The sequence below is a fragment of the Rhizobium mongolense subsp. loessense genome, assembly GCF_900099775.1.
Taxonomy (GTDB): domain Bacteria; phylum Pseudomonadota; class Alphaproteobacteria; order Rhizobiales; family Rhizobiaceae; genus Rhizobium; species Rhizobium loessense.
Genome location: NZ_FMTM01000004.1, coordinates 266181 through 286678, shown reverse-complemented (window position 1 = coordinate 286678; position 20498 = coordinate 266181). Strand labels below are relative to the sequence as shown.

Sequence of the window (20498 nt, the reverse complement as noted above, 5' to 3'; positions counted from 1 at the left end):
ACGTCAACGACGAAGATGTCAGACAGCCGGCGATTGGGCAGAAATTACGGCCTCGGCGATGGCTGCCGCGCTTGTTACATGGTCCATCGCAGCGCGATAGGCGCCTTCACCATCCCCCCGCCTGATCGCCTCGATGATCCGCTCCATCTGTGCGGGACCCTCTACGTCGCGGTTATCCGTCTTGATCGTCATCGAGCGGAGATGATTGATCCGGACAGTCAGAAGATTGACAACACCCCAGGCAACGTGGCGATCGACCTTGCTGAAGAGCGCCTGGTAAAAGGCCGAGGTACTGGCCAGCACGCCCGGCATGTCTTTTTTTTGGTAACACTGGCGAATATCATCCAGCGCCGCCTCGAGCGCCTCAACGATTGTAGGATCGCGACGCTCGGCGCACAGGCGCGCCGCCATGCCCTCCAGCGCTCCGCGTATTTCATAGATTTGTCGCGCTTCATCAGCATCGAGCCGGGCCACGATCGGACCCTTGTTCGGAAGATTTGCAACAAGGCCTTCCGACTCGAGATGGCGTAGCACCTCGCGAACAATCGTCCGACTTACGCCAAGCTGGGCGCAGAGATCTCGCTCCACCAGACGATCACCGGGCTTGAAATGGCCGCTGTCGATTGCCTCGCGAACCTTGTCAAGCGCCAGTTCGCGCAGGGTTTTAGCGGGCCGTTCCACTTTGATCGTCGAATCTTTCAAACCAACCGCCATTGTCCGCCCCTGTCTTGATATGTCATGCTCGCCCGGCGTCGCCCGGAATGAAACCGGCCACACCATATTATGGCGTACCAAATACTTATCGACAGGGTCGGACGATTGCAACTGGCGGCGCGGTTATTCGCGCACGCTGCATATTACCCCATGCGCTCGGACGCGTAGCTCCCCGGGCTTGGCGGAAAGACGATGGTGCGGTTGCCGTTGATGAAGGTTCGGCGATGGATATGCGCGTGTATGGCGCGCGCCAGAACCTGCGCCTCGACGTCCCGGCCCAGCGAAACATAGTCTTCAGGGCTCTGGGCATGGGTGACGCGCACCGTGTCCTGTTCGATGATTGGACCTTCGTCGAGATCTGCGGTGACGTAATGAGCCGTCGCGCCGATCAGCTTTACACCGCGACCATAGGCCTGCTTGTATGGATTGGCGCCCTTGAAGCTCGGCAGGAAGGAGTGGTGGATATTGATGATCTTGCCCGACATCTCGGTGCACATGCGATCAGAAAGGATCTGCATGTAGCGTGCGAGCACGATAAGTTCGGTGCCGGTTCCTTCCACCAGGTCCATGATCCTGGCTTCCGCCTGCGGCTTGTTCTCCCTGGTCACCGGAATATGGTGGAACGGTATATCATGATTGACCACCACTTTCTGGTAATCGAAATGATTGGAGACGACGCCGACGATATCGATCGGCAGCGCGCCAATTTTCCAGCGATAGAGAAGATCGTTGAGGCAATGGCCAAAGCGCGAGACCATCAGCATGACCTTCATGCGGCGCGCGCCATCGTGGATATGAGCTTCCATCGTGAACTTTGCGGCGATCGGCTTTAGACCTTCGGTAAGCTCCGCAAGACCGAGGCCCTCTTCAGACAGGAAGCTGACACGCATGAAGAAGAGACCGGTATCGAGGTCGTCAAATTGCGACGAGTCGACGATGTTGCAGCCGGCGTCCGCCAGGTAACCGGACAAGGCGGCCACGATGCCGCGCGTTGATTTGCAGGTGACCGTCAGGATGAATTGCGTCATGGCAGGCTCTCTTGCAGCGATGTCAAAAAGACACCCGGGCGCAGTGGGGGAAGGCCGCAAAGGGCAGCGGGGAAAAGATCAGACGTCGAGGGTCGTTTCATGCTCCCAGGCGGTAAACTGCGAGCAATAGGTGTTCCACTCGCCCCGCTTTAGCTTCAGATAGGCCGCCGAGAACTCGGAGCCGAGGGCGGCTTGCAGTTCGGTGTCTTTCTCGTACTCGCGAAGTGCATCCAACAGATTGAGCGGTAGTTTAGGGGCATCGGTCACAGTATGTCCGTCGCGGTACATGTCGATGTCGTGATGCGGCCCCGGATCGGCGTTGCTGCGAAGACCAGAAAGTCCCGCCGCGATGATGATTGCCTGCAGCAGATAAGGATTGACCGCACCGTCGGGCAGCCGCAATTCGAAGCGGCCAGGGCCCGGCACGCGCACCATATGCGTGCGGTTGTTGCCGGTCCAAGTCACCGTGTTCGGCGCCCAGGTCGCACCGGAGATCGTCCGCGGCGCGTTGATGCGCTTATACGAATTGACGGTCGGATTGGTCACCGCGGCCAGCGCCGAGGCATGTTTCATGATGCCTCCGAGGAAGGTCTTGCCTTTGGCGGAAAGACCAAACGGCATCGCCTTGTCGGCAAACGCATTGTTTCTACCCTCGAGGTCCCAGACCGAGATATGGGCATGGCAGCCGTTGCCAGTCAGGCCCTTGAAAGGCTTCGGCATGAAGGTGGCGCGAAGACCGTGTTTCTCGGCAACCGACTTCACCATGAATTTGAAGAAGGAATGCTTGTCTGCCGTCTGCAGCGCATCGTCATATTCCCAGTTCATCTCGAACTGGCCGTTGGCATCCTCATGATCGTTCTGATAGGGCTTCCAGCCCAGTTTCAGCATGCAGTCGCAGATCTCGGCGATGACGTCGTAGCGGCGCATGACAGCCTGCTGATCATAGCAGGGCTTTTCGGCATTATCGAACTCGTCGGAAATCTTCGAACCGTCTGGCGAGATCAGGAAGAATTCCGGCTCGACACCGGTCTTGACGCGCAGGCCCGCCTTTTCAGCTTCGCCAATCAGTCTCTTGAGGAGAACGCGGGGAGCCTGCTCGACAGGTTGATCTTCCATGACGCAGTCGGCTGCGACCCAGGCCACATCTTTTTTCCAGGGGAGCTGGATGACCGAGGATGCGTCCGGAATGGCGAAAAGATCGGGATGGGCAGGCGTCAGATCGAGCCAGGTGGCAAAGCCCGCAAAACCCGCGCCGTCTTTTTGCATGTCTGCGATCGCTTCGGCCGGCACGAGTTTGGCGCGCTGGCCTCCAAACAGATCGGTAAAGCTGATCATGAAATATTTGATGCCGTTGTCCGCGGCATATGTCGAGAGATCCAGTGTCATGTCATTCCCCTTTTTGTATTCAGACACTCAACGGAAACGAGCCGCATCCTCCCAAATGCGGCTCGCTGTTTCGATGCGGTTTCAGAAGCCACCCTTGCCCGGATACCAGCTCGTCCCAGCGAGCGGGATCTGCGCCATGGCAGCCGCCTCCATGGTCAGCGCGCAAAGATCTTCCGGCTCCAGGTTGTGCAGGTGGTTCTTGCCGCAGGCACGAGCGATGGTCTGGGCTTCGAGCGTCATGACCTTCAGATAGTTGGCGAGGCGGCGGCCGGCGGCAATCGGATCCAGGCGAGCCGCCAGTTCCGGATCCTGTGTCGTAATGCCAGCCGGATCCCTGCCTTCGTGCCAGTCATCATATGCGCCGGCTGTGGTACCGAGCTTTCGGTATTCGTCTTCCCATCTCGGGTCGTTATCGCCAAGTGCAACCAGCGCCGCCGTACCGATTGCAACGGCGTCGGCACCGAGCGCCAGAGCCTTTGCGACGTCCGCACCGGAGCGGATGCCGCCCGAAACAATCAGTTGCACCTTGCGATGCATTGCGAGATCCTGCAGCGCCTGAACTGCGGGGCGGATACAGGCGAGGATCGGCATGCCGACATGTTCGATGAAAACGTCCTGCGTGGCTGCAGTGCCACCCTGCATGCCGTCGAGGACAACGACATCCGCGCCGGCCTTCACCGCCAAAGCCGTATCGTAATAGGGACGCGCGCCGCCGACCTTCACGTAGATGGGCTTTTCCCAATCGGTGATCTCGCGCAGTTCCATGATCTTGATCTCAAGGTCGTCCGGGCCGGTCCAGTCCGGATGGCGGCACGCCGAACGCTGGTCTATGCCCTTGGGAAGGTTGCGCATGTGGGCGACGCGATCGGAGATCTTCTGGCCAAGCAGCATGCCGCCGCCGCCGGGCTTTGCGCCTTGGCCGACAACCACTTCAATGGCATCGGCACGTCGCAGATCCTTGGGATTCATGCCGTAACGCGACGGCAGATACTGGTAGACCAATATCTGTGAATGGCCGCGCTCTTCATCGGTCATCCCGCCGTCTCCGGTGGTGGTGGAGGTCCCGGCGATCGTCGCACCGCGTCCGAGCGCTTCCTTGGCATTGCCCGAAAGGGCGCCGAAGCTCATGCCGGCAATGGTGATCGGCGTCTTCAGGTGAATGGGCTTCTTGGCGAAGCGCGTGCCGAGGACGACCGACGTGTCGCACTTCTCGCGGTAACCTTCGAGCGGATAGCGCGAGATCGACGCGCCGAGAAACAGCAGGTCATCGAAATGTGGAACCTTGCGTTTGGTGCCTGCGCCACGAATATCGTAGATGCCGGTCGCCGCAGCGCGGCGGATTTCCGCCAGCGTATAATCGTCGAAGGTCGCAGACTTGCGCGGCGGGGTATAGGGGTTGTGATAGCTCATGATGGTCCCTCGCCTTAATACGCGTCGGCGTTGTCAATATTGAAATTGTAAAGATTGCGGGCCGAGCCGTAGCGCTTGAATTCCTCGGGCCTCACGCCGGTTGCGCCTGCCTTTTCCAGGAGTTCGGCCAGCTTCGTCAGATGCTCGGGCCGCAGCTCCTTTTCGATGCAGTCCGCCCCAAGGCTCTTGACCGAGCCGCGTACGAAAAGCTTCGCCTCGTAAAGCGAATCGCCCAGCGCATCGCCGGCATCGCCGAGGACCACCAGGTGACCGGATTGGCCCATGAAGGCGGACATGTGGCCGATATTGCCGTGAACGACAATGTCGATGCCTTTCATCGAGATGCCGCAGCGCGACGCTGCATTGCCCTTGATGACCAGCAGACCGCCACGGCCCGTTGCGCCCGCATACTGGGAAGCGTCGCCTTCGATCACGACTGTGCCCGACATCATGTTTTCCGCCACGCCCGGGCCTGCCGAACCATGAACGGTAACGGCTCCGCCGTCGTTCATTCCGGCGCAGTAATAGCCGACGGACCCCTTCACATCGACCGTGACAGGCGTATCGATGCCTACGGCAACCGAATGGCTGCCGCGCGGATTGACGACCTCGAAGGAAAGATCGTTCGAACCCTGCTGGATGCTGTGCAGGGCGCTGTTGAGGTCACGCAAAGGGGTGACGGCGAGATCAATGACAGGCATGTTTTCAAAAACCCTTGGAGAATGCGCAGGAGCTGCCGCTCAGGCAGCTTTCTGGTGATCCCAGAAATAGACGGTTGCAGGCTCAGGCTCCCAGATGCGCGCCGTTTCGATACCCGGCAGCTTGACGAGCGCCCGGTATTCGGAACCGAAAGCGACGTACTGGTCCGTTTCGGCCATGACAGCGGGCTTGCAGGCAATCGGATCGCGCACGACGCCGAAGCCGGATTTGGTGCCAACCACAAAGGTGAAGAAGCCGTCGAGGTCGTCGAGCGCACCGGTCAGCGCCTGCCCGAGATCCTTGCCCTTGGCCATTTCGGAGGTGAGGTAGGCCGCTGCAACTTCCGAGTCGTTCTGGGTTTCGAAGGTCATGCCCTCCCGCACCAGCTCGCGGCGCAGGTTGTTGTGGTTCGACAGCGAACCGTTGTGCACCAGGCATTGATCGGAACCGGTCGAAAACGGGTGCGCACCGAGCGTCGTGACCGCCGATTCCGTCGCCATGCGGGTATGGCCAATGCCGTGCGTGCCGCCCATGGAGCGGACGCTGAAACGGGCGACGACATCCTTCGGCAGGCCGGTTTCCTTGTATATCTCGACGCTATCGCCGGAGCCCATGACACGCACATCGGGCCGAAGCGCGGTTAGAAGCGGCCGGATCGCCGTAAGTTTGTCGGCAGCGATCGCAATGACGGCATGGGTGCTCTTGATGCTGACGTTCGCCGGTATTCCGGCTTCCGCCAAGTCATTTTCCAGTCCGGCGAAATCCGCCTCCGGCTTGGCCGACTGGATCGTCACCTTCGCTTTTCCCTCGGCAGCCGAGCCGTAGATTGCGATTCCGGCAGAGTCCGGACCGCGATCCGTCATGGTGATCAACATTTCCGAGAGCAGCTGGCCCAGCTGGGGCTCGAGGCTCCGGTCTTTGAGAAACAGTCCAACAATGCCGCACATGACCTGGCAACCTCCGTTCGTGTCTGAACGAGTGCTACCAGAGGGCTTGGCGATAATCAACTACGAAGAATAATTTTTTCTTTTAAGGCAATAAACTAGTCGCTGACGGCCTTCTGCTGCGGATAGGAAATGATCGAAAGATAGCGGCAGGGAAGTTTGACGAGCTCCTCCGGCCCATGTGGCGCATCCGCGTCGAAGAACAGGCTGTCGCCGGGTTGCATCCGGTAAAGGGCATCAGAATGGCGGTAGACCACCTCCCCCTCCAAAAGATAGAGAAACTCCATTCCGTCGTGCTGGAAGGTGGGAAAGACGTCGGATTCGGCAGTCAGGGTGATCAGATAGGGCTCGACCGTGACGCCGCTGGTATTGTTGTCTATATGGCCGAGCAGGCTGTATTGATGTCCGGCACGCGTGCCGCGACGCTCGATATTCACCCCTTCACCCGCCTTGACGAAGGTTGCATTCCGTGGCTCCTCGAAGCGACGAAAGAAGGCAGTCATCGGAACGCCGAGCGCCCTGGAGAGCGTTTGCAGTGTCGTCAACGACGGCGAAATATTGCCGTTCTCGATCTTCGACAGCATACCGAGCGAAATGCCAGTCGCCGCAGACAGGTCGGTGACGGTGATGCCGAGCTTCTTGCGGAAATTGCGGACTTCGTGTCCGATCGCCATCTCCAGATTGTTGACGCGCGGTTCGCGAACCGCGTGCGGATTCTGATCCAGCGCCACGGCGTTTTCGATCTGTGTCTTGGAAGGCATGATGTCTCCGGAGAAAGCAAAACTTATCCTCTCAGGAAACCTTTCACGATTCAAAGGAAAAACCGACGCCCGTTCTCAATGGGCATGCGAAAGACCCGTGTTTGGATGCCCCCAAAACAGGCCCGACTTACAGGAGAAAAACGCGCTCGGGTGGGTGCTAGATATTTCGCAGCCGACCGCTTGGGACTGACCGCAATATGCGCGAACGGTCTCCTGTTATCTTACCGCCGCGCATCCGTCGGGTTTTCACCGAACGTCGCTTTGAAGGATCTGGAGAAATGGCCGGGACTCGAAAAGCCGGTGGCAAAGGCGATCTCCGAAATCGACAGCGGGCTTTGCTCCAGCAGCCGGCGGCCGTGCCGCAGGCGCATCTGCCGGTAAGTATCGAGGAAGGTCATGCCGCGATGCTTGAGAAAGAGGCGATCGAGATGGCGCGCGCTGATACCGGCCAGTCTCGCCATCTCTGCACGGCTGAGCGGATTTTCGATCGCAGTCTCCATCTTCTCCAACACGGTTAGAAGCGCCGGGTGATTGGTCCCGAAGCGCTTGGCAGCCGATGCCCGCTGCGGATCGCTCGGCTCGGCGACGGCAGTATGCAGGTACCAATCGCTCACCCGGCGGGCAAAATCGGCGCCCATCCGCTCGGAAATGACGGCGTGCATCATGTCGAGCGGCGCCACCCCTCCGCCACAGGTCACGCGTGCACCATCGATGACGAACCGCGCCTGGCGCGGGGAAAGGTGCGGGAATGCCTCTTTCAGAACGGGGGCATGTTCCCAGTGGATCGTAAAGTCGCTGTTGTCGAGCAGGCCCGCCGATGCCAGCACGTAGGAGCCGCTCGATATGCCGCCGATCCGCACGCCGTTTCGCGCGAACTTCCTCAGCGGCGCACGCAGGGAGGCAGTTGCGTCCCAGTCTTGCGGATCGCCGCCGGCACAGACATAGATCGTATGACAGGCGCCGCCGGCCTCCGAAAGGCTGTTGCAACTGATCGTCAGGCCGGACGAGCTGCAGACCGGAAGACCATCTGCCGATAACGGGATCGCTTCGTAAAGAGCACTCCCGGCAATCAGGTTTGCCGCCCGCAACGGCTCGGTCGCCGAGGCGTAGGACATCAGCGCGAAGTTCGGCACGAGGACGAAGCCGATCCGCTGTAGGTTCTTCTGGTCGCCAGCGTTCATGTCCTAAAATTACATTATAATGTCCCATGAATGCAACGCCCAACCACTTTCCCGTGCTATGAGACCGGCAACAGGTCTTTCTTGGAAAGCGGCATCGATGCGCTACTCGGCACTGTCCATCTTCTTAAACGGGCTTTTTGGAAACAGGAACTGGGCGCCCGCCTGGCGGCAGCCCGAGCCCAAGCCGCATTACGACGTGATCATCGTCGGCGGTGGCGGACACGGTCTTGCTACGGCCTACTACCTCGCCAAGGAATTCGGCATCACCAATGTGGCGGTGCTGGAGAAGAACTATGTCGGTTCCGGCAATGTCGGCCGCAATACGACGATCATCCGCTCCAACTACCTGCTGGCGGGCAACAATCCGTTCTACGAGCTTTCCATGAAGCTGTGGGAGGGGCTCGAGCGCGATTTCAACTTCAACGCCATGGTGTCGCAGCGCGGCGTGCTCAATCTCTACCACTCGGACGGGCAGCGCGACGCCTATACCCGCCGCGGCAACGCCATGCGGCTGCACGGCGTCGACGCCGAGCTTCTCGACCGCGCTTCGGTCGAGAAGCTGCTGCCCTTTCTCGACTACGACAATGCCCGTTTCCCGATCCAGGGCGGCCTGCTGCAGAAGCGCGGCGGCACCGTTCGCCATGACGCGGTCGCCTGGGGCTATGCGCGCGGTGCCGATCAGCGCGGCGTTGACATCATCCAGGGCTGCGAGGTGACCGGCATCCGTTTAAGCAACGGGCAGGTAACCGGCGTCGAAACCAGTCGGGGCTTCATTGGCTGCGGCAAGCTGGCGCTCGCAGCAGCCGGCAATTCCTCGCAGGTCGCCCGAATGGCTGGCCTCAGACTGCCGCTCGAAAGCCATGTGCTTCAGGCCTTCGTCTCGGAAGGCCTGAAGCCTTTCATCGACGGAGTGGTCACCTTCGGCGCCGGGCACTTCTACGTTTCGCAATCCGACAAGGGCGGCCTCGTCTTCGGCGGCGACATAGACGGCTACAATTCCTATGCCCAGCGCGGCAATCTGGCGACGGTCGAACATGTGGCGGAAGCCGGAAAGGCAATGATCCCGGCGCTGTCGCGCGTCCGGGTGCTGCGCTCCTGGGGCGGCATCATGGACATGTCGATGGACGGTTCGCCGATCATCGACCGGACCCATATCGATAATCTCTACCTGAATGCCGGCTGGTGTTATGGCGGTTTCAAGGCCACTCCGGCGTCGGGCTTTTGCTTTGCCCATCTTCTCGCCCGCGGCGTCCCGCAGGAGACGGCGATGGCCTTCCGCCTCGACCGCTTTCAGCGCGGTTATCTCATCGACGAAAAGGGCCAAGGCGCCCAGCCCAACCTTCATTGATTTCGCGGATCAAGGACATTCGAAATGGCAAGTCTCGTGCCCTGCCCGCATTGCGGGCGAAGACCCAAAGAGGAATTCACCATCAAGGGCGCTGCCCTTGCGCGACCGAAGCCCGATGCCGGCCCTGACGATTGGTTCGGCTACGTCTATCTGCGCGACAATCCCCGCGGTGCCTACGAGGAATATTGGCATCACACGTCCGGCTGCCGGCGGTGGCTGGTCGTCGCCCGCGATACGGTGACCCATGAGATCGCCGCATGCCGCGACGCCTCCTCTGGCGAGAAGGAAGGTACTGGCGCATGACATCCTTCCGTTTGCAAAAGGGCGGGCTGATCGACCGCTCCAAACCGCTGTCTTTCACCTTCGACGGCAAGGCGATGCAGGGCCTTGAGGGCGACAGCCTAGCCTCTGCACTGCTTGCCAACGGCCGCCAGTTGGTCGGCCGGAGTTTCAAATATCACCGGCCGCGCGGCATCCTGACTGCCGGCGCAGCCGAGCCGAATGCGCTGATGACCATCGGCCGCGGCGGCCGCACCGAGCCAAACACGCGCGCCACCATGCAAGAACTCTATGCCGGACTCGAAGCGAAAAGCCAAAACCGCTGGCCGTCGCTCGACGTCGACATCGGCGCACTGAACAGCCTGCTGTCGCCCTTCCTCGGTGCCGGTTTCTACTACAAGACCTTCATGTGGCCTGCCCCGTTCTGGGAAAAGATCTACGAACCCTTCATTCGCAAGGCGGCCGGACTGGGCAAAGCAACATATGAAGCCGATCCGGACGCCTATGATAAGTGCTGGGCGCATTGCGACCTGCTCGTCATCGGTGCCGGCCCGGCGGGCCTGGCTGCCGCGATCAGTGCCGGCCGTGCCGGAGCCTGCGTCATTCTCATCGACGAGCACTCGGTTGCCGGCGGCGCGCTTTTGAGCGAGACCGCATCGATCGGCAGCAAGGCGGCAGCCGAGTTCGCAGCCGACTGCGTCGGCGAACTCGAATCCTTGCCGAATGTCACCCTTCTGACCCGCACCACCGTCTTCGGCTGGTATGACGGCAATGTCTTCGGCGCCATCGAGCGGGTGCAAAAGCATGTGTCTGAACCGCAACCCAACGTACCCGTAGAACGCCTCTGGCGCATTGTCGCCAAACGCAGCGTTCTGGCTTCGGGAGCGGAAGAGCGTCCGGTAGTGTTTGGCGGCAACGACATTCCGGGCGTGATGATGGCGAGCGCCATGCGCCACTATCTTAACCGTTATGCTGTTGCCCCCGGCAAGGCGACAGCGATCTTCACCACCAATGACAGCGGCTATGCACTGGCCCGCGATCTCGAAGCGCACGGCATTCATCTTGCCGCCATTGTCGACACCCGCGAGCACGGCGGCAGCGGCTACTTTGGCCCGGCGCGCATCATCAGGGGTGCCGTGGTGTCGGATGCCAAGGGCGGCAAGGCGTTGAGCGCAATCGATATCCGCTCGAACGGCCGCACGGAACGGCTGAATGTTGATGCCCTGGCAATGGCAGGCGGTTTCAGCCCGATCATCCACCTTGCCTGCCACCGCGGCGGCAAGCCGGTCTGGTCGGATGACCATTCAGCCTTCCTCGCACCGGGCAATCTGAACGGGATGGCACTCGCCGGCTCCGCTTGCGCCGTTAGCGGCCTTGCCGCCTGCCTTGCGGACGGCGCGCGGCAAGGCGCAGCCATGGCAGTGGGGCTCGGCTTAAAGGCTGTACCTTTTGAATTCGGCGCGGTGAAAAACGATATCGTCGCCCCGCCTGAAAAGGCGGTCTGGTCCATAGCCGGCGTCAAGGGCAAGGCCTTTGTCGATTTCCAGAATGACGTGCATCGCAAGGATTTCTGCCTTGCCGTCAGCGAGGGCTATGGCCATGTAGAGCTTGCCAAGCGCTACACCACCAATGGTATGGCGACGGATCAGGGCAAGCTTTCAAATATCAATGCCATCGGACTTCTGGCTGAAGCGCGCGGCGTCTCGCCGGCAGATGTCGGCACGACGACCTTCCGGCCTTTCTATACGCCTGTCTCCTTCGGCGCGCTGACAGGCGCCTATCACGGACATCATTTCCAGCCGGTGCGCAAGTCGCCGCTGCACGGCTGGGCGGAAAAGAACGGCGCCGTCTTCGTCGAGACCGGCCTATGGTATCGCTCCTCCTGGTTCCCGCAAAAGGGCGAAAATACATGGCGCGAAAGCGTCGACCGTGAAGTGCTGAACGTGCGGCGGAATGCAGGGCTGTGCGACGTCTCAACGCTCGGCAAGATCGAGATCTGCGGCAAAGACGCGGCACAATTTCTCAACCGGATCTATTCCAATGGCTTCCTAAATTTGCCGGTCGGCAAGGCCCGCTATGGCCTGATGCTGCGCGAAGACGGCATGATCTACGACGACGGCACGACGAGCCGCCTTGAGGAAGACCGCTTCTTCATGACGACGACGACGGCCTATGCCGCAGGCGTCATGAACCACCTGGAGTTCTGCGCGCAGGCGCTGTGGCCGGATCTCGACGTTCGCCTCGCGTCGGTCACCGACCAGTGGGCGCAGATGGCGATCGCCGGGCCAAAAGCCCGCTCTATTCTCCAAAAGATCGTCGACGACGACATCTGCGACGTTGCCTTCCCCTTCCTCGCAGCGAAGGAGATCTCACTTTTCAACGGGACGCTTCACGGCCGCCTCTTCCGGATTTCCTTCTCGGGCGAACTTGCCTATGAGCTTGCGGTGCCGGCCGGTTACGGCGAAAGCGTTGCCGATGCCCTGATGGACGCCGGGAAAGTCGATGGCATCATGCCCTATGGCGTCGAAGCGCTAGGCGTCATGCGCATCGAAAAGGGCCATGTCACACACAACGAGATCAACGGCACCGTCGTTCCGGCCGATCTCGGTTTTGCAAGAATGGTTTCGGCCGCAAAGGCCGATTTCATCGGCAAGGCCATGGTGGGGCGTGACGGTCTTGCGGCTGGCGACCGGCCGCGCCTGGTTGGTGTTGTGCCGCTCGATCCCAACCAATCGTTCCGCACGGGTTCCCACATTCTCTGCAAGGATGCGGCTGCAACGCTCGAAAACGACCAGGGCTACGTCACTTCAAGCGCGTTTTCACCCCATGTCGGATCCACCATCGGTCTTGCCCTCGTCACGCGCGGATCCGAGCGGCACGGCGAAGAGGTGGTGGTTTGGAACGGCCTGCGCAACGAATTCACCCCCGCGCGCCTGTGCAACCCGGTTTTCTTCGATCCGCAGAACGAGAGGCTCCATGTCTGATTTCCGCCCGACCCTTCGCCCGGCGCTCGGCGCCAAACCGGTGATCTCTTCTACTGCCGTCAGCCTCTCTCCGCTTCCCGAAGGCGTCATCATTCATGTGCTCGCCCGGCCCGGCGAACGCGATGTAGCGTCCTTCCTCGACGGCCTTGCCAAAGGGGCCGCCCTCGCCGTCCGTTCTGTTTCGCCCGGACAGTGGTTCATTGTTGGCGAAGAACCGATGGCACATCAGGACATGAAGGATCTGTTCGACGGGCTCGAACCGCTCGCAACCGGCGTCGACCAGAGCCATGGACGCGTGCGTATCCGGATCAGCGGCAAGCTGGCCAGGCGCGTGCTTTCGAAAGGCACGGCGGTCGATCTTGCGCCCGGCTCATTCCCCCTCGGACAATCCGCAACGACCTTGATCGGACATATCGCGGCCCATATCACCTGTGTCGATGCCGACACATTCGAGATTATCGTCCTGAGAGGATTTGCCGAAAGCCTGTGGGACGACCTTGCCCGCATGAGCGCAGAATTTGGCTGAGCGCAGGTCCAGGAATACCAAGGGGAGGATGGCGTACCAGCTCCGTGCAGACTCCGCTTGAGGCTTCGCCATGGCGGCGGGCAATCATCGTCCAGTCAGTCACCCCCGCCACATCCGCCTCCATCACATCCGCAGTCACCGTCCCCGCTGGATGATCCTCCGCTTCCTCCTCCGCCACAACGCTTGCGTATGAATGCACTTGGGTCGGGAGCTGAGATCTGGCTCCTCTTGCATGCGGCGAGGTTCGTTGTCAGATGAACATGCCGGAGGCCACGCGTCAGGCCCTCTTGAGCCTGCCGCTCGACAAAGGAGTTCGGACCTTAGTCCAAGTTGACGGCATTTCAATCGCGGCTAAATTGCCTGGGCGGAAATGACCGGGGGCGGTTAAGTGCTGGGGGTTTCATTCAAGGAAAGTGACCTGCGCTTGATGTCCGGCGCGGTCCAGGCATGGTACGGACACTTTGGCTTGGCACCCGAACCGCGATGCTCGGCCTTGCTGTGTAGTTCGGTGATCGACCTCTTCAACCAGGGTCATGGTTCCGTCGAAGATCTGACAGCCCACTTGATCGCTCTTTACGATGGACCGACATCCATGGAGCGCTCCATGACATCTACCAAAGCCCATTAGCACTTGCTGACGACTGCCGGCGCGACCTCGGCTGGCTCGCGGACAGATCCAATGGCTTCTGGACCGAGCCAGACGATGTCGTCGCTGTTGCATCCGAAAGCATGCCCGTTATCCTGACGCAGGACGAAATCGAGTTATTCGCCAGGCTAATCGCTTGAGCGATAGAACAGGCTCCGACCTGTCGGCATCAACTGAAGCAGATAGTCAAAGTCACTCACATTGGCCGTGAGAACGGTGAGGCCGAGCTTTTGCGCCTGCAAGAAGAGGACGCAGTCGTGAAGGGCACGTAGGCGGGCATCTCGCTGGTAACCCTGCAATCGACATAGAATCCCAGACAGGAGAGCTGCGCGTCCCAGTGTGTCAGCATCCGGCACGAAGATGCGGTGCGCCGGCATTTCACGAATCATCGTCCTGATCTGCCGAACCGCCGCCTTCGTGCCGGGATGCTCGGGATCAAGCACGCCAACCGTGTGCATCAGCTCCTGGACAGCGATCGTCGAATGATTGCTATGGCGGATGTCGAGCAGGTTCGCAACGATGTCAGGGGCACGTCCTTGCAAACCATCTATGTAGACGCACGTGTCGAGAAGGAGCTCTTGCCCGGCCTCTGCCATATCGCTTAGAAACGGCAGCTTGTCATCATCGCGCCGCGCCAAGGTTTTTCGCGGATCGAACCGTGCCCAGCGGAGGGCCGCGTCGAAGTCGAAATCGGACACGTCAGAACCCGAGCTTCAAATCAGGATCGACGGTCCCCTGCGTCTTCCGGAAAGTCGATCCAAAATTGTCATCGAGAGCTACGTTCGCCAGGGCGAATTCGATGAGGTCGGTATCGGTTTCAATGCCTGTGTGCTTCTTCGCCTGCTCGATGAGCGCGGGACTGATGCGGCCACCGATTCGCTTGCTTTTTTCCCCGAGCAAGCCGGAATGTTCGGCGGCTTTCATCACGGCATCAAAGCGTGCTTTGCTAACGGCAACGAACTTTGCAGTCTTCACGTGGCGCCCCACCTTTGTCAGAAGACCGTTGTCCCCTGACGCCGGCTTTTTGGAGCTGCTGTGCTTTCTCATGACGTGGGACTCGCTTTATGTCCGACAAAATTAGATTCCGTCCAACATAGCATTCATAAGTTTTTTTTCAAGGAGGCTCGTTGCCGCCTCGCGGCACGCGCCTTCGTCTATCGGTCAGGATGACAGATTCTCATTCTGAAAAGACGAGTTCGACTCTCGTAGAGAGAGCCATTTTTCGCAATGAACTCAATATGATACCCAAGAAAGATTCTTTCAAAAATATTTGAATAAATATTTCCACCTCTGGGGCAGACCGGGGGCAATTGAAATCCGCTCGCCGAACCGTACTACGATAGCCAACTCCAGATAGGCGATAGAGGCACTACCCCGGTCGACATGACAGAAATTTTGCCAATCCGAAGCTCCGCCCTTCCAAAGGTTGTCAAACGCCGCTTTGCCGAGTGCCAACATGCCAGCCTACTTCTCGCGGACGGCACGAGCCATTCGATCTCGGATAGGCTCCCAGAGATCGGTCAGGAACGTCCGCGTAGAAGTTGTCACGAAGGCGTCGACAGGCATGCCGGGCACGAGCCGTATGTCGCTCAAACGTTGCAATTCACCCGCAACGAAACGAACCCGAACGGGATAATAGGTGGCATGATTTGTCTTGTCCTGCACAAGATCGGCACCGATCATCTCGACCGTTGCCTCAAGGTCAGGCGTCGTGACATAGTTAAGCCCGACAATCCTGACAAGCGCTCTATCGCCCACATGAAGCGAGTCGACCTCCTGCGGACCGACGCGAAGTTCAACATTCAACTGAGCGAATTCCGGAACGAGCATCATCAGCACCTCGCCTGCAGCCACAACCCCACCGTTGGTGTGGACAGCAAGCTCATGCAAGAAGCCGGATAGCGGGGCCTTGATCCTCACAGGAGCCAATATGTCGTCGGCTTCGATACGCTTTTCTCGCAGTTGATTGATCTTGCCGAGTATCTCGGCCAGTTCCTTGCTGGCCTCGGCCACGGCCATTTGATCGATGTTCAAAAGCTGCAACTCTGTCTCTGCAATTCGGCCCCGCACCTCCGCGACGGAGCAGCGAGCGGAGGTTGTCGAGTTCTGCCGACACCAGTCCCTTTCGCGACCCTTGGCCTCCGCTTGAATGCTAAGACCTGAAACCTGGTTCATCATCTGCAGGATGCGTTCCGACAATTGCCGCTTTTGTCCAAGGCGAGCGTCCAATCGAGCGGCGAGAAGCTGCGCCTCGCGATCATACAAAGCATCCTTTATGGCAAGATATGAATGTTTCGTCGTCTCCTGGACGTCCGTCTATCGACACCAGTAGATCTGCCACATCAATTAGGCCGACGTCCGTGACGCCCCCGAGTTCACATGACCAGGAACATCGAAGATGGGGATCGTCATCGCGTCCCGCAATTGGCTCGCCAGGAAAGTCAGTCGTGGTAAACGCCAGAAAAGACAATGTCCTGGTCGACCAGCACGTTGAACTTGTAGCCGGGCCGTATTTTAAGTGTCGGCTGGACGTCGAGGCTCTTGCCTACACTGCGTTCGGCCACCCGTCCGAAAACATCCGGGAAATTCCGAAAGCATGCCCGTTATCCTGACCCAGGACGAAATCGAGTTATTCGTGGCGGCGTCGCCAAAAAAAGGCAAGAAGGGCTCTTCCTCCACGGCTTAAGGCGAGCCCTTGTCGCATTGCGGTTCTGCCCCGACCGTTGCGCTACGCTCTTGATCTAAATCTCCCTCTTACCCGGCCATGGAAACCCACCGTACATCAGCGAGGTTGGTGCCTGGTCGACGACATTTCGCGAAGATGTCGAGTGCGGGATCATAAATCTTCGTCGACACGTCCATGAGACCGAGAACACTGTGAAACAAATTGTCATGAGAGTTGGGGAGCGCTGCCCTGCGATCCAGGCACCCCATGTCAAACCCACCCGAGCGCTGCAGGTCATCCGCAATCCAGACAAGGAATGGGACATGGGTTTGCTGCGACGGCGCGAACATATATGGCGCGCCGTGCAAATAAAGGCCGTGCTCGCCAAGCGACTCGCCGTGATCTGAAAGATAGATGACCGATCCGGCAATCGTGGAGGAGCGCGCCTTCAGTTTATCGATGACCTGCGACACGATGTGATCGGTATAAAGGATCGAATTGTCATAGGCGTTCTTGATTTCCTGCGCGGAGCAAGCGCCGAAGTCATTTGCCCGGCAATCTGGCACAAAGTGCCTGAAATCGTTTGGATATCTCGAGAAATAGGCCGGGCCGTGGCTTCCCAGCTGATGCAGGACCAAAAGACTATCGCCCTTGACGGTGCTAAGCCAGGAATCCATGCGATCGAGAAGAATGGCGTCCAGGCATTCGCCGTCCTTGCAAAACCTTGGATCGGCAGAACTCGGGAGGAATTGGTAAGCGACGCGGTCGGTAACGTGATAACTGCCGGTATCATTGTCAAACCATGACACTGATACGTTTGCATGCGTTAGGACGTCGAGTACGTTCTCTGTCTCAAGGCCCTTGCGATGTGTGTAGGCGCGGCGCGGATAGACCGAAAACATACACGGTATCGAGACAGCCGTGGACGTGCCGCAACTCGTGGTGTTTGGAAAGTAGACGACGCCGCGCTCGCGGAGCTCCGGATTCGTATCCCGGACATATCCGCCTAACGAAAAATCGTCTGCCCGAGCGGTTTCTCCTGCGACGATGACCGTCACCCGCGGCTTTTGCCCCAACCCGGTGGGATGTGCGTCCACTCCCAGTGGGTGCGCGGTAACCTCGCCGTTCTGGGTCGCGTCTATTATGAACCGAACGGCGCTCGATATCGGAAAGAAGGGGTTGAGTGGATCGAGGATGTCCCGGTGCGCCCGGCCGACCCCGGCAAAGGTTCGATAGTCGCAGGCGGCCGCCAGAGCGCAGATCCCGATGCATCCGACGATGATTGCGCTGTTGTGCGCCAGTTTCGCCAAGAATGGGCGATGCGCGACCCTTACCCAAACGACGACCAGCGATGGAAGGATTCCGGTCAGAAGGAGATGTGTGGCGAAGCGCAAGGTTAAGAGGTGCCCCGCTTCAGCACCCGTTGAGACGGCGGCGTTTCGGATCATCTCGCGATCAAAGACCACACCGAACTGATCGGTGAACCAGGACGCCGCAGACGCGGTGATGATAAAGAAGATTAAGAATATCCTGGTTACGTATTTCGCAGAAAAGGCCGTGATGATGGCCATGCTCATCGCCGAGATGCCAACGGCAAAAAGAATGAACGCAAAGTGATCCTTTGCCAAATAGCCAAACGCCTTGGTCCAGAATGTCGAGTTCGTGACAAGAAGCAGATAAAGGGTCGTGACCGCGCAAATTGTCACGCTTCCGACCGTGGGCCGATAGGTATGCAAGACTTTGTTCATCCTAGTGCATCCAACGCGCTTAATGTCCTGGCGCGATGCAAGAGATTGGACTTTCGTGCTAAGGAGTTCAGGCATCGCGCTTCCAGAGTGGGTTGCGCCTAGTGGCTGAAGAACCTGACAGAGACCTGAACGGAGGTCAGGCGACGACATTGCCGACGCCGGTCTCCTCCTCAATGGCTGGCATGACGCAGTTCCACCGGACGCGCGTCGCTATCGCGCCCGTCGGCGTGAGACGCGTCAACGACTTGTTCGAGCCGTCGAGCGATGCAGAAAGCCCCGGATAGGACTGGAAATCAACCCGGTCCCGGTTCGAGCTTCGGCATCCTGGGCGGGGTCTCATCGCGCGAACTATCTCCCTAAACCGCGCAGTCAGATATCGAAATTGGTCGGCAGCACAACGACATCGCGAATTGTGACATTTCGCGGCCTGGTCAGCATGAAGATGATGGCATCGGCCACCTCCGACGGTTCGATGAGGCTTCCCGATTCCTTCGCCTTTTGGAGATTTTCTTCTGGCCAGTCGGCAAGCAGCCCGCTGATCACCGGTCCGGGCGAAACCGAGCCCACGCGGATGCCCTGCTTGTTGACCTGGCGCCGCACGGTCTGAACGAAGCAGGTCATGGCCCATTTCGACGCCGAATAGACAGGCTCCCATGGAACGGGATAATGCCCCGCCACTGAACTTGTGACGATAATGTCTCCCGAGCCGCGCGCGATCATGTGCGGCAGAACATCATGGACGTTCTTCATGACTGCGTTGATGTTGAGGTTGAGCATCCGGTCGATGACGGCAGTGTCGGCCTCGATCAGGTCACCCCCGATGTAGGTGCCGGCATTGGCATGAAAAATATCGAGCTGGCCGGTTAATTTCTCGATAGACGGCATCAGGGTCGCGCAACTGGCGGGATCGAGAAGATCGATCACCAGGGGGATTGCGACATTGCCGAGTTCCGCACAAACTGCGTCCAGAGCCTTCTGGTCGCGATCGACGAGCACCACGCGCGCGCCCTCCGCAACCATTGCCCTCGTGCTCGCCAGTCCGATGCCGGAGGCCGCACCCGTGACCGCCGCCACCATGCCTTCTAATTGCTTGACCATGCTCGTCTCCTTCTGCGTCAGATCAAATTCTGCAAATCCGGCCGCCACCTGACTCAATGGCTTCCCCACCGGCGTGCCGTTTCGAGGCATTGCTTCCACTCAACGACACCGTCAGTCGTGCCCGCGCTGCGCAGCGAACAGGCGGCCGCGGCATGGCCGAGCCAAAGACAGTCCTTGACTGCCCAGTCTTCGTGCAGGCCGTACATGAAGCCTGCCGCGAAGGCATCGCCGGCACCGTTCGGTCCGACAATCGCATTTCGAGGTATTTTGAAGGAGGGCACGAAGATCTTCTCTCCTGAGCGCGTGACGGTGATCGCGCCTTCCGGAAAGTGGATGGCGATAAGCCGCATCGCGCCCTGTGGGAGAATGACGGCCGGGGCCGCCGCGCAGGCATCAACGTCAGTCCTGCCGTCCCGAGTGGTTTCCATCTCGGCAAGCGCCCCGATCTCTTTGTCGTTGACAATGAGCGTATCGAGATGCGGTAGACAAGGCAGGATCAGGCCGCGCAGGCGTTCCGGCGTGACCGTGCAAAGTTCGAGATTGGTCTCAAGACGAGCGGCGCGAGCGGCTTTGAGCACTGCCACCCAGCCGTTGGCATTGTCGCCCCAAGGTGCATCCATCGTGGGATGGATGCCGGGAAGTCCGAGATGCAAGAAGCGCGCGGTGGTTCCGGAAAAATCGAAATGATCCGGCGAAAGCAGCGCCGAAACGCCGATCTCGGAAATATGCGTGCGCAGGCCACTTGCCTGCGAGATGAAGGCCTCGGTCGTATGAGTGGTCGCCTGGTCGCTGACATGCATCTGCCGATGGTCGAGGCCAGCACGCTCGGCTTCGGCGATGAGCTTTCGCCCGGCCTCGTCATCGCCCACCAATCCGATGGTTTCGACCGGGATTGCCGGGTCGAGCCTCTTGATGTCGATGGCAAGATTGCAGGCCGGGCCGCCGCCACGTTCCTCGAGCCCCCAGGCGATACCGACGCTGTCTTCCCTAGGCCATGCGTCTATCCTGCGATTTCGGTCGAGGCACCAGGTCCCGCCGGCGATGAAGCCGCGCCTGCTCGTTCCGGCCATGCTCTCCTCCC

The 20498-nt window shown here is 59.6% G+C and carries 19 protein-coding genes and 1 pseudogene; 4 read left to right on the top strand and 16 right to left on the bottom strand.

From position 1 onward, the window contains the following. Positions 1-18: 18 nt before the first annotated feature. The 8 genes from BLP23_RS16320 to BLP23_RS16285 all read right to left on the bottom strand — a co-directional run bounded on the left by BLP23_RS16320 (position 19) and on the right by BLP23_RS16285 (position 8123). Positions 19-714, bottom strand: coding sequence for a GntR family transcriptional regulator (locus BLP23_RS16320; RefSeq protein ID WP_092585825.1), 696 nt, complete (start codon positions 712-714; stop codon positions 19-21). 143 nt (positions 715-857) lie between these two features. Beyond that, positions 858-1742 (bottom strand): formyltetrahydrofolate deformylase, encoded by an 885-nt coding sequence (gene purU, locus BLP23_RS16315; RefSeq protein WP_092585824.1) that lies wholly within the window; start codon positions 1740-1742, stop codon positions 858-860. 78 nt (positions 1743-1820) lie between these two features. Further along, positions 1821-3128 carry a type III glutamate--ammonia ligase gene (gene glnT, locus BLP23_RS16310; protein ID WP_092586120.1) on the bottom strand — a complete coding sequence of 436 codons (1308 nt, stop codon included), beginning with the start codon at positions 3126-3128 and terminating at the stop codon, positions 1821-1823. An 81-nt stretch (positions 3129-3209) separates the two neighbouring features. Next, complete coding sequence (locus BLP23_RS16305; RefSeq protein ID WP_092585823.1) at positions 3210-4538, bottom strand: FMN-binding glutamate synthase family protein; 1329 nt, start codon at positions 4536-4538, stop codon at positions 3210-3212. A 14-nt stretch (positions 4539-4552) separates the two neighbouring features. Beyond that, positions 4553-5239 (bottom strand): GltB/FmdC/FwdC-like GXGXG domain-containing protein, encoded by a 687-nt coding sequence (locus BLP23_RS16300; RefSeq protein WP_092585822.1) that lies wholly within the window; start codon positions 5237-5239, stop codon positions 4553-4555. Positions 5240-5278: 39 nt separating this feature from the next. After that, entirely contained in the window at positions 5279-6184 is a 906-nt protein-coding gene (locus BLP23_RS16295; RefSeq protein WP_092585821.1) for a class II glutamine amidotransferase, read from the bottom strand. Positions 6185-6279: 95 nt separating this feature from the next. Further along, positions 6280-6942: a helix-turn-helix domain-containing protein gene (locus BLP23_RS16290; protein ID WP_167363910.1), complete on the bottom strand. Its 663-nt coding sequence runs from the start codon at positions 6940-6942 to the stop codon at positions 6280-6282. A 221-nt stretch (positions 6943-7163) separates the two neighbouring features. Further along, entirely contained in the window at positions 7164-8123 is a 960-nt protein-coding gene (locus BLP23_RS16285; protein WP_092585820.1) for a GlxA family transcriptional regulator, read from the bottom strand. Between the two features lie 97 nt (positions 8124-8220). Here BLP23_RS16285 and BLP23_RS16280 point away from each other — a divergent pair, with 97 nt between their 5' ends. The 4 genes from BLP23_RS16280 to BLP23_RS16265 are packed head-to-tail and all read left to right on the top strand — an operon-like array spanning position 8221 to position 13260. Then, complete coding sequence (locus tag BLP23_RS16280; protein WP_092585819.1) at positions 8221-9471, top strand: sarcosine oxidase subunit beta family protein; 1251 nt, start codon at positions 8221-8223, stop codon at positions 9469-9471. Between the two features lie 24 nt (positions 9472-9495). After that, positions 9496-9774: a sarcosine oxidase subunit delta gene (locus BLP23_RS16275; protein ID WP_092585818.1), complete on the top strand. Its 279-nt coding sequence runs from the start codon at positions 9496-9498 to the stop codon at positions 9772-9774. Beyond that, a complete protein-coding gene (locus BLP23_RS16270) occupies positions 9771-12734 on the top strand; it encodes a sarcosine oxidase subunit alpha (protein WP_092585817.1) in 2964 nt (987 codons plus the stop codon). The genes BLP23_RS16275 and BLP23_RS16270 overlap by 4 nt, the downstream gene beginning before the upstream one ends. After that, on the top strand, positions 12727-13260 hold the full coding sequence (locus BLP23_RS16265; protein WP_092585816.1) for a sarcosine oxidase subunit gamma family protein: 534 nt from the start codon (positions 12727-12729) through the stop codon (positions 13258-13260). The genes BLP23_RS16270 and BLP23_RS16265 overlap by 8 nt, the downstream gene beginning before the upstream one ends. Before the next feature lie 774 nt (positions 13261-14034). On the opposite strand, the gene BLP23_RS16255 is transcribed toward BLP23_RS16265, so the two are convergent. The 8 genes and pseudogenes from BLP23_RS16255 to BLP23_RS16215 all read right to left on the bottom strand — a co-directional run bounded on the left by BLP23_RS16255 (position 14035) and on the right by BLP23_RS16215 (position 20487). Then, a complete protein-coding gene (locus BLP23_RS16255) occupies positions 14035-14604 on the bottom strand; it encodes a type II toxin-antitoxin system VapC family toxin (protein WP_092585815.1) in 570 nt (189 codons plus the stop codon). Between the two features lies 1 nt (position 14605). Further along, entirely contained in the window at positions 14606-14881 is a 276-nt protein-coding gene (locus BLP23_RS16250; RefSeq protein WP_233426725.1) for a hypothetical protein, read from the bottom strand. Between the two features lie 489 nt (positions 14882-15370). After that, positions 15371-15949 (bottom strand): beta-barrel domain-containing protein, encoded by a 579-nt coding sequence (locus BLP23_RS16240; RefSeq protein WP_208603161.1) that lies wholly within the window; start codon positions 15947-15949, stop codon positions 15371-15373. 398 nt (positions 15950-16347) lie between these two features. Next, positions 16348-16506 (bottom strand): annotated as a pseudogene (locus tag BLP23_RS16235) (IncP-type conjugal transfer protein TrbI); the annotation flags it as partial. A gap of 154 nt (positions 16507-16660) precedes the next feature. Beyond that, a complete protein-coding gene (locus tag BLP23_RS16230; protein ID WP_208603160.1) occupies positions 16661-18319 on the bottom strand; it encodes a phosphoethanolamine transferase in 1659 nt (552 codons plus the stop codon). A 136-nt stretch (positions 18320-18455) separates the two neighbouring features. Continuing rightward, a complete protein-coding gene (locus BLP23_RS16225) occupies positions 18456-18659 on the bottom strand; it encodes a hypothetical protein (protein ID WP_092585810.1) in 204 nt (67 codons plus the stop codon). A gap of 29 nt (positions 18660-18688) precedes the next feature. After that, on the bottom strand, positions 18689-19417 hold the full coding sequence (locus tag BLP23_RS16220) for an SDR family oxidoreductase (protein ID WP_092586116.1): 729 nt from the start codon (positions 19415-19417) through the stop codon (positions 18689-18691). A gap of 53 nt (positions 19418-19470) precedes the next feature. Next, a complete protein-coding gene (locus BLP23_RS16215; RefSeq protein ID WP_092585809.1) occupies positions 19471-20487 on the bottom strand; it encodes a carbohydrate kinase family protein in 1017 nt (338 codons plus the stop codon). Between the last annotated feature and the right edge of the window lie 11 nt (positions 20488-20498).

What these genes read in the sequence shown, in the direction of transcription:
- purU (WP_092585824.1), bottom strand. Translation starts at nt 1,742, where the DNA reads ATGACGCAATTCATCCTGACGGTCACCTGCAAATCAACGCGCGGCATC.
- BLP23_RS16305 (WP_092585823.1), bottom strand. Translation starts at nt 4,538, where the DNA reads ATGAGCTATCACAACCCCTATACCCCGCCGCGCAAGTCTGCGACCTTC.
- BLP23_RS16230 (WP_208603160.1), bottom strand. Translation starts at nt 18,319, where the DNA reads ATGAACAAAGTCTTGCATACCTATCGGCCCACGGTCGGAAGCGTGACA.
- BLP23_RS16270 (WP_092585817.1), top strand. Translation starts at nt 9,771, where the DNA reads ATGACATCCTTCCGTTTGCAAAAGGGCGGGCTGATCGACCGCTCCAAA.
- BLP23_RS16280 (WP_092585819.1), top strand. Translation starts at nt 8,221, where the DNA reads ATGCGCTACTCGGCACTGTCCATCTTCTTAAACGGGCTTTTTGGAAAC.
- BLP23_RS16220 (WP_092586116.1), bottom strand. Translation starts at nt 19,417, where the DNA reads ATGGTCAAGCAATTAGAAGGCATGGTGGCGGCGGTCACGGGTGCGGCC.
- glnT (WP_092586120.1), bottom strand. Translation starts at nt 3,128, where the DNA reads ATGACACTGGATCTCTCGACATATGCCGCGGACAACGGCATCAAATAT.
- BLP23_RS16275 (WP_092585818.1), top strand. Translation starts at nt 9,496, where the DNA reads ATGGCAAGTCTCGTGCCCTGCCCGCATTGCGGGCGAAGACCCAAAGAG.
- BLP23_RS16290 (WP_167363910.1), bottom strand. Translation starts at nt 6,942, where the DNA reads ATGCCTTCCAAGACACAGATCGAAAACGCCGTGGCGCTGGATCAGAAT.
- BLP23_RS16320 (WP_092585825.1), bottom strand. Translation starts at nt 714, where the DNA reads ATGGCGGTTGGTTTGAAAGATTCGACGATCAAAGTGGAACGGCCCGCT.
- BLP23_RS16300 (WP_092585822.1), bottom strand. Translation starts at nt 5,239, where the DNA reads ATGCCTGTCATTGATCTCGCCGTCACCCCTTTGCGTGACCTCAACAGC.
- BLP23_RS16295 (WP_092585821.1), bottom strand. Translation starts at nt 6,184, where the DNA reads ATGTGCGGCATTGTTGGACTGTTTCTCAAAGACCGGAGCCTCGAGCCC.
- BLP23_RS16265 (WP_092585816.1), top strand. Translation starts at nt 12,727, where the DNA reads ATGTCTGATTTCCGCCCGACCCTTCGCCCGGCGCTCGGCGCCAAACCG.
- BLP23_RS16285 (WP_092585820.1), bottom strand. Translation starts at nt 8,123, where the DNA reads ATGAACGCTGGCGACCAGAAGAACCTACAGCGGATCGGCTTCGTCCTC.
- BLP23_RS16215 (WP_092585809.1), bottom strand. Translation starts at nt 20,487, where the DNA reads ATGGCCGGAACGAGCAGGCGCGGCTTCATCGCCGGCGGGACCTGGTGC.
- BLP23_RS16225 (WP_092585810.1), bottom strand. Translation starts at nt 18,659, where the DNA reads ATGAGACCCCGCCCAGGATGCCGAAGCTCGAACCGGGACCGGGTTGAT.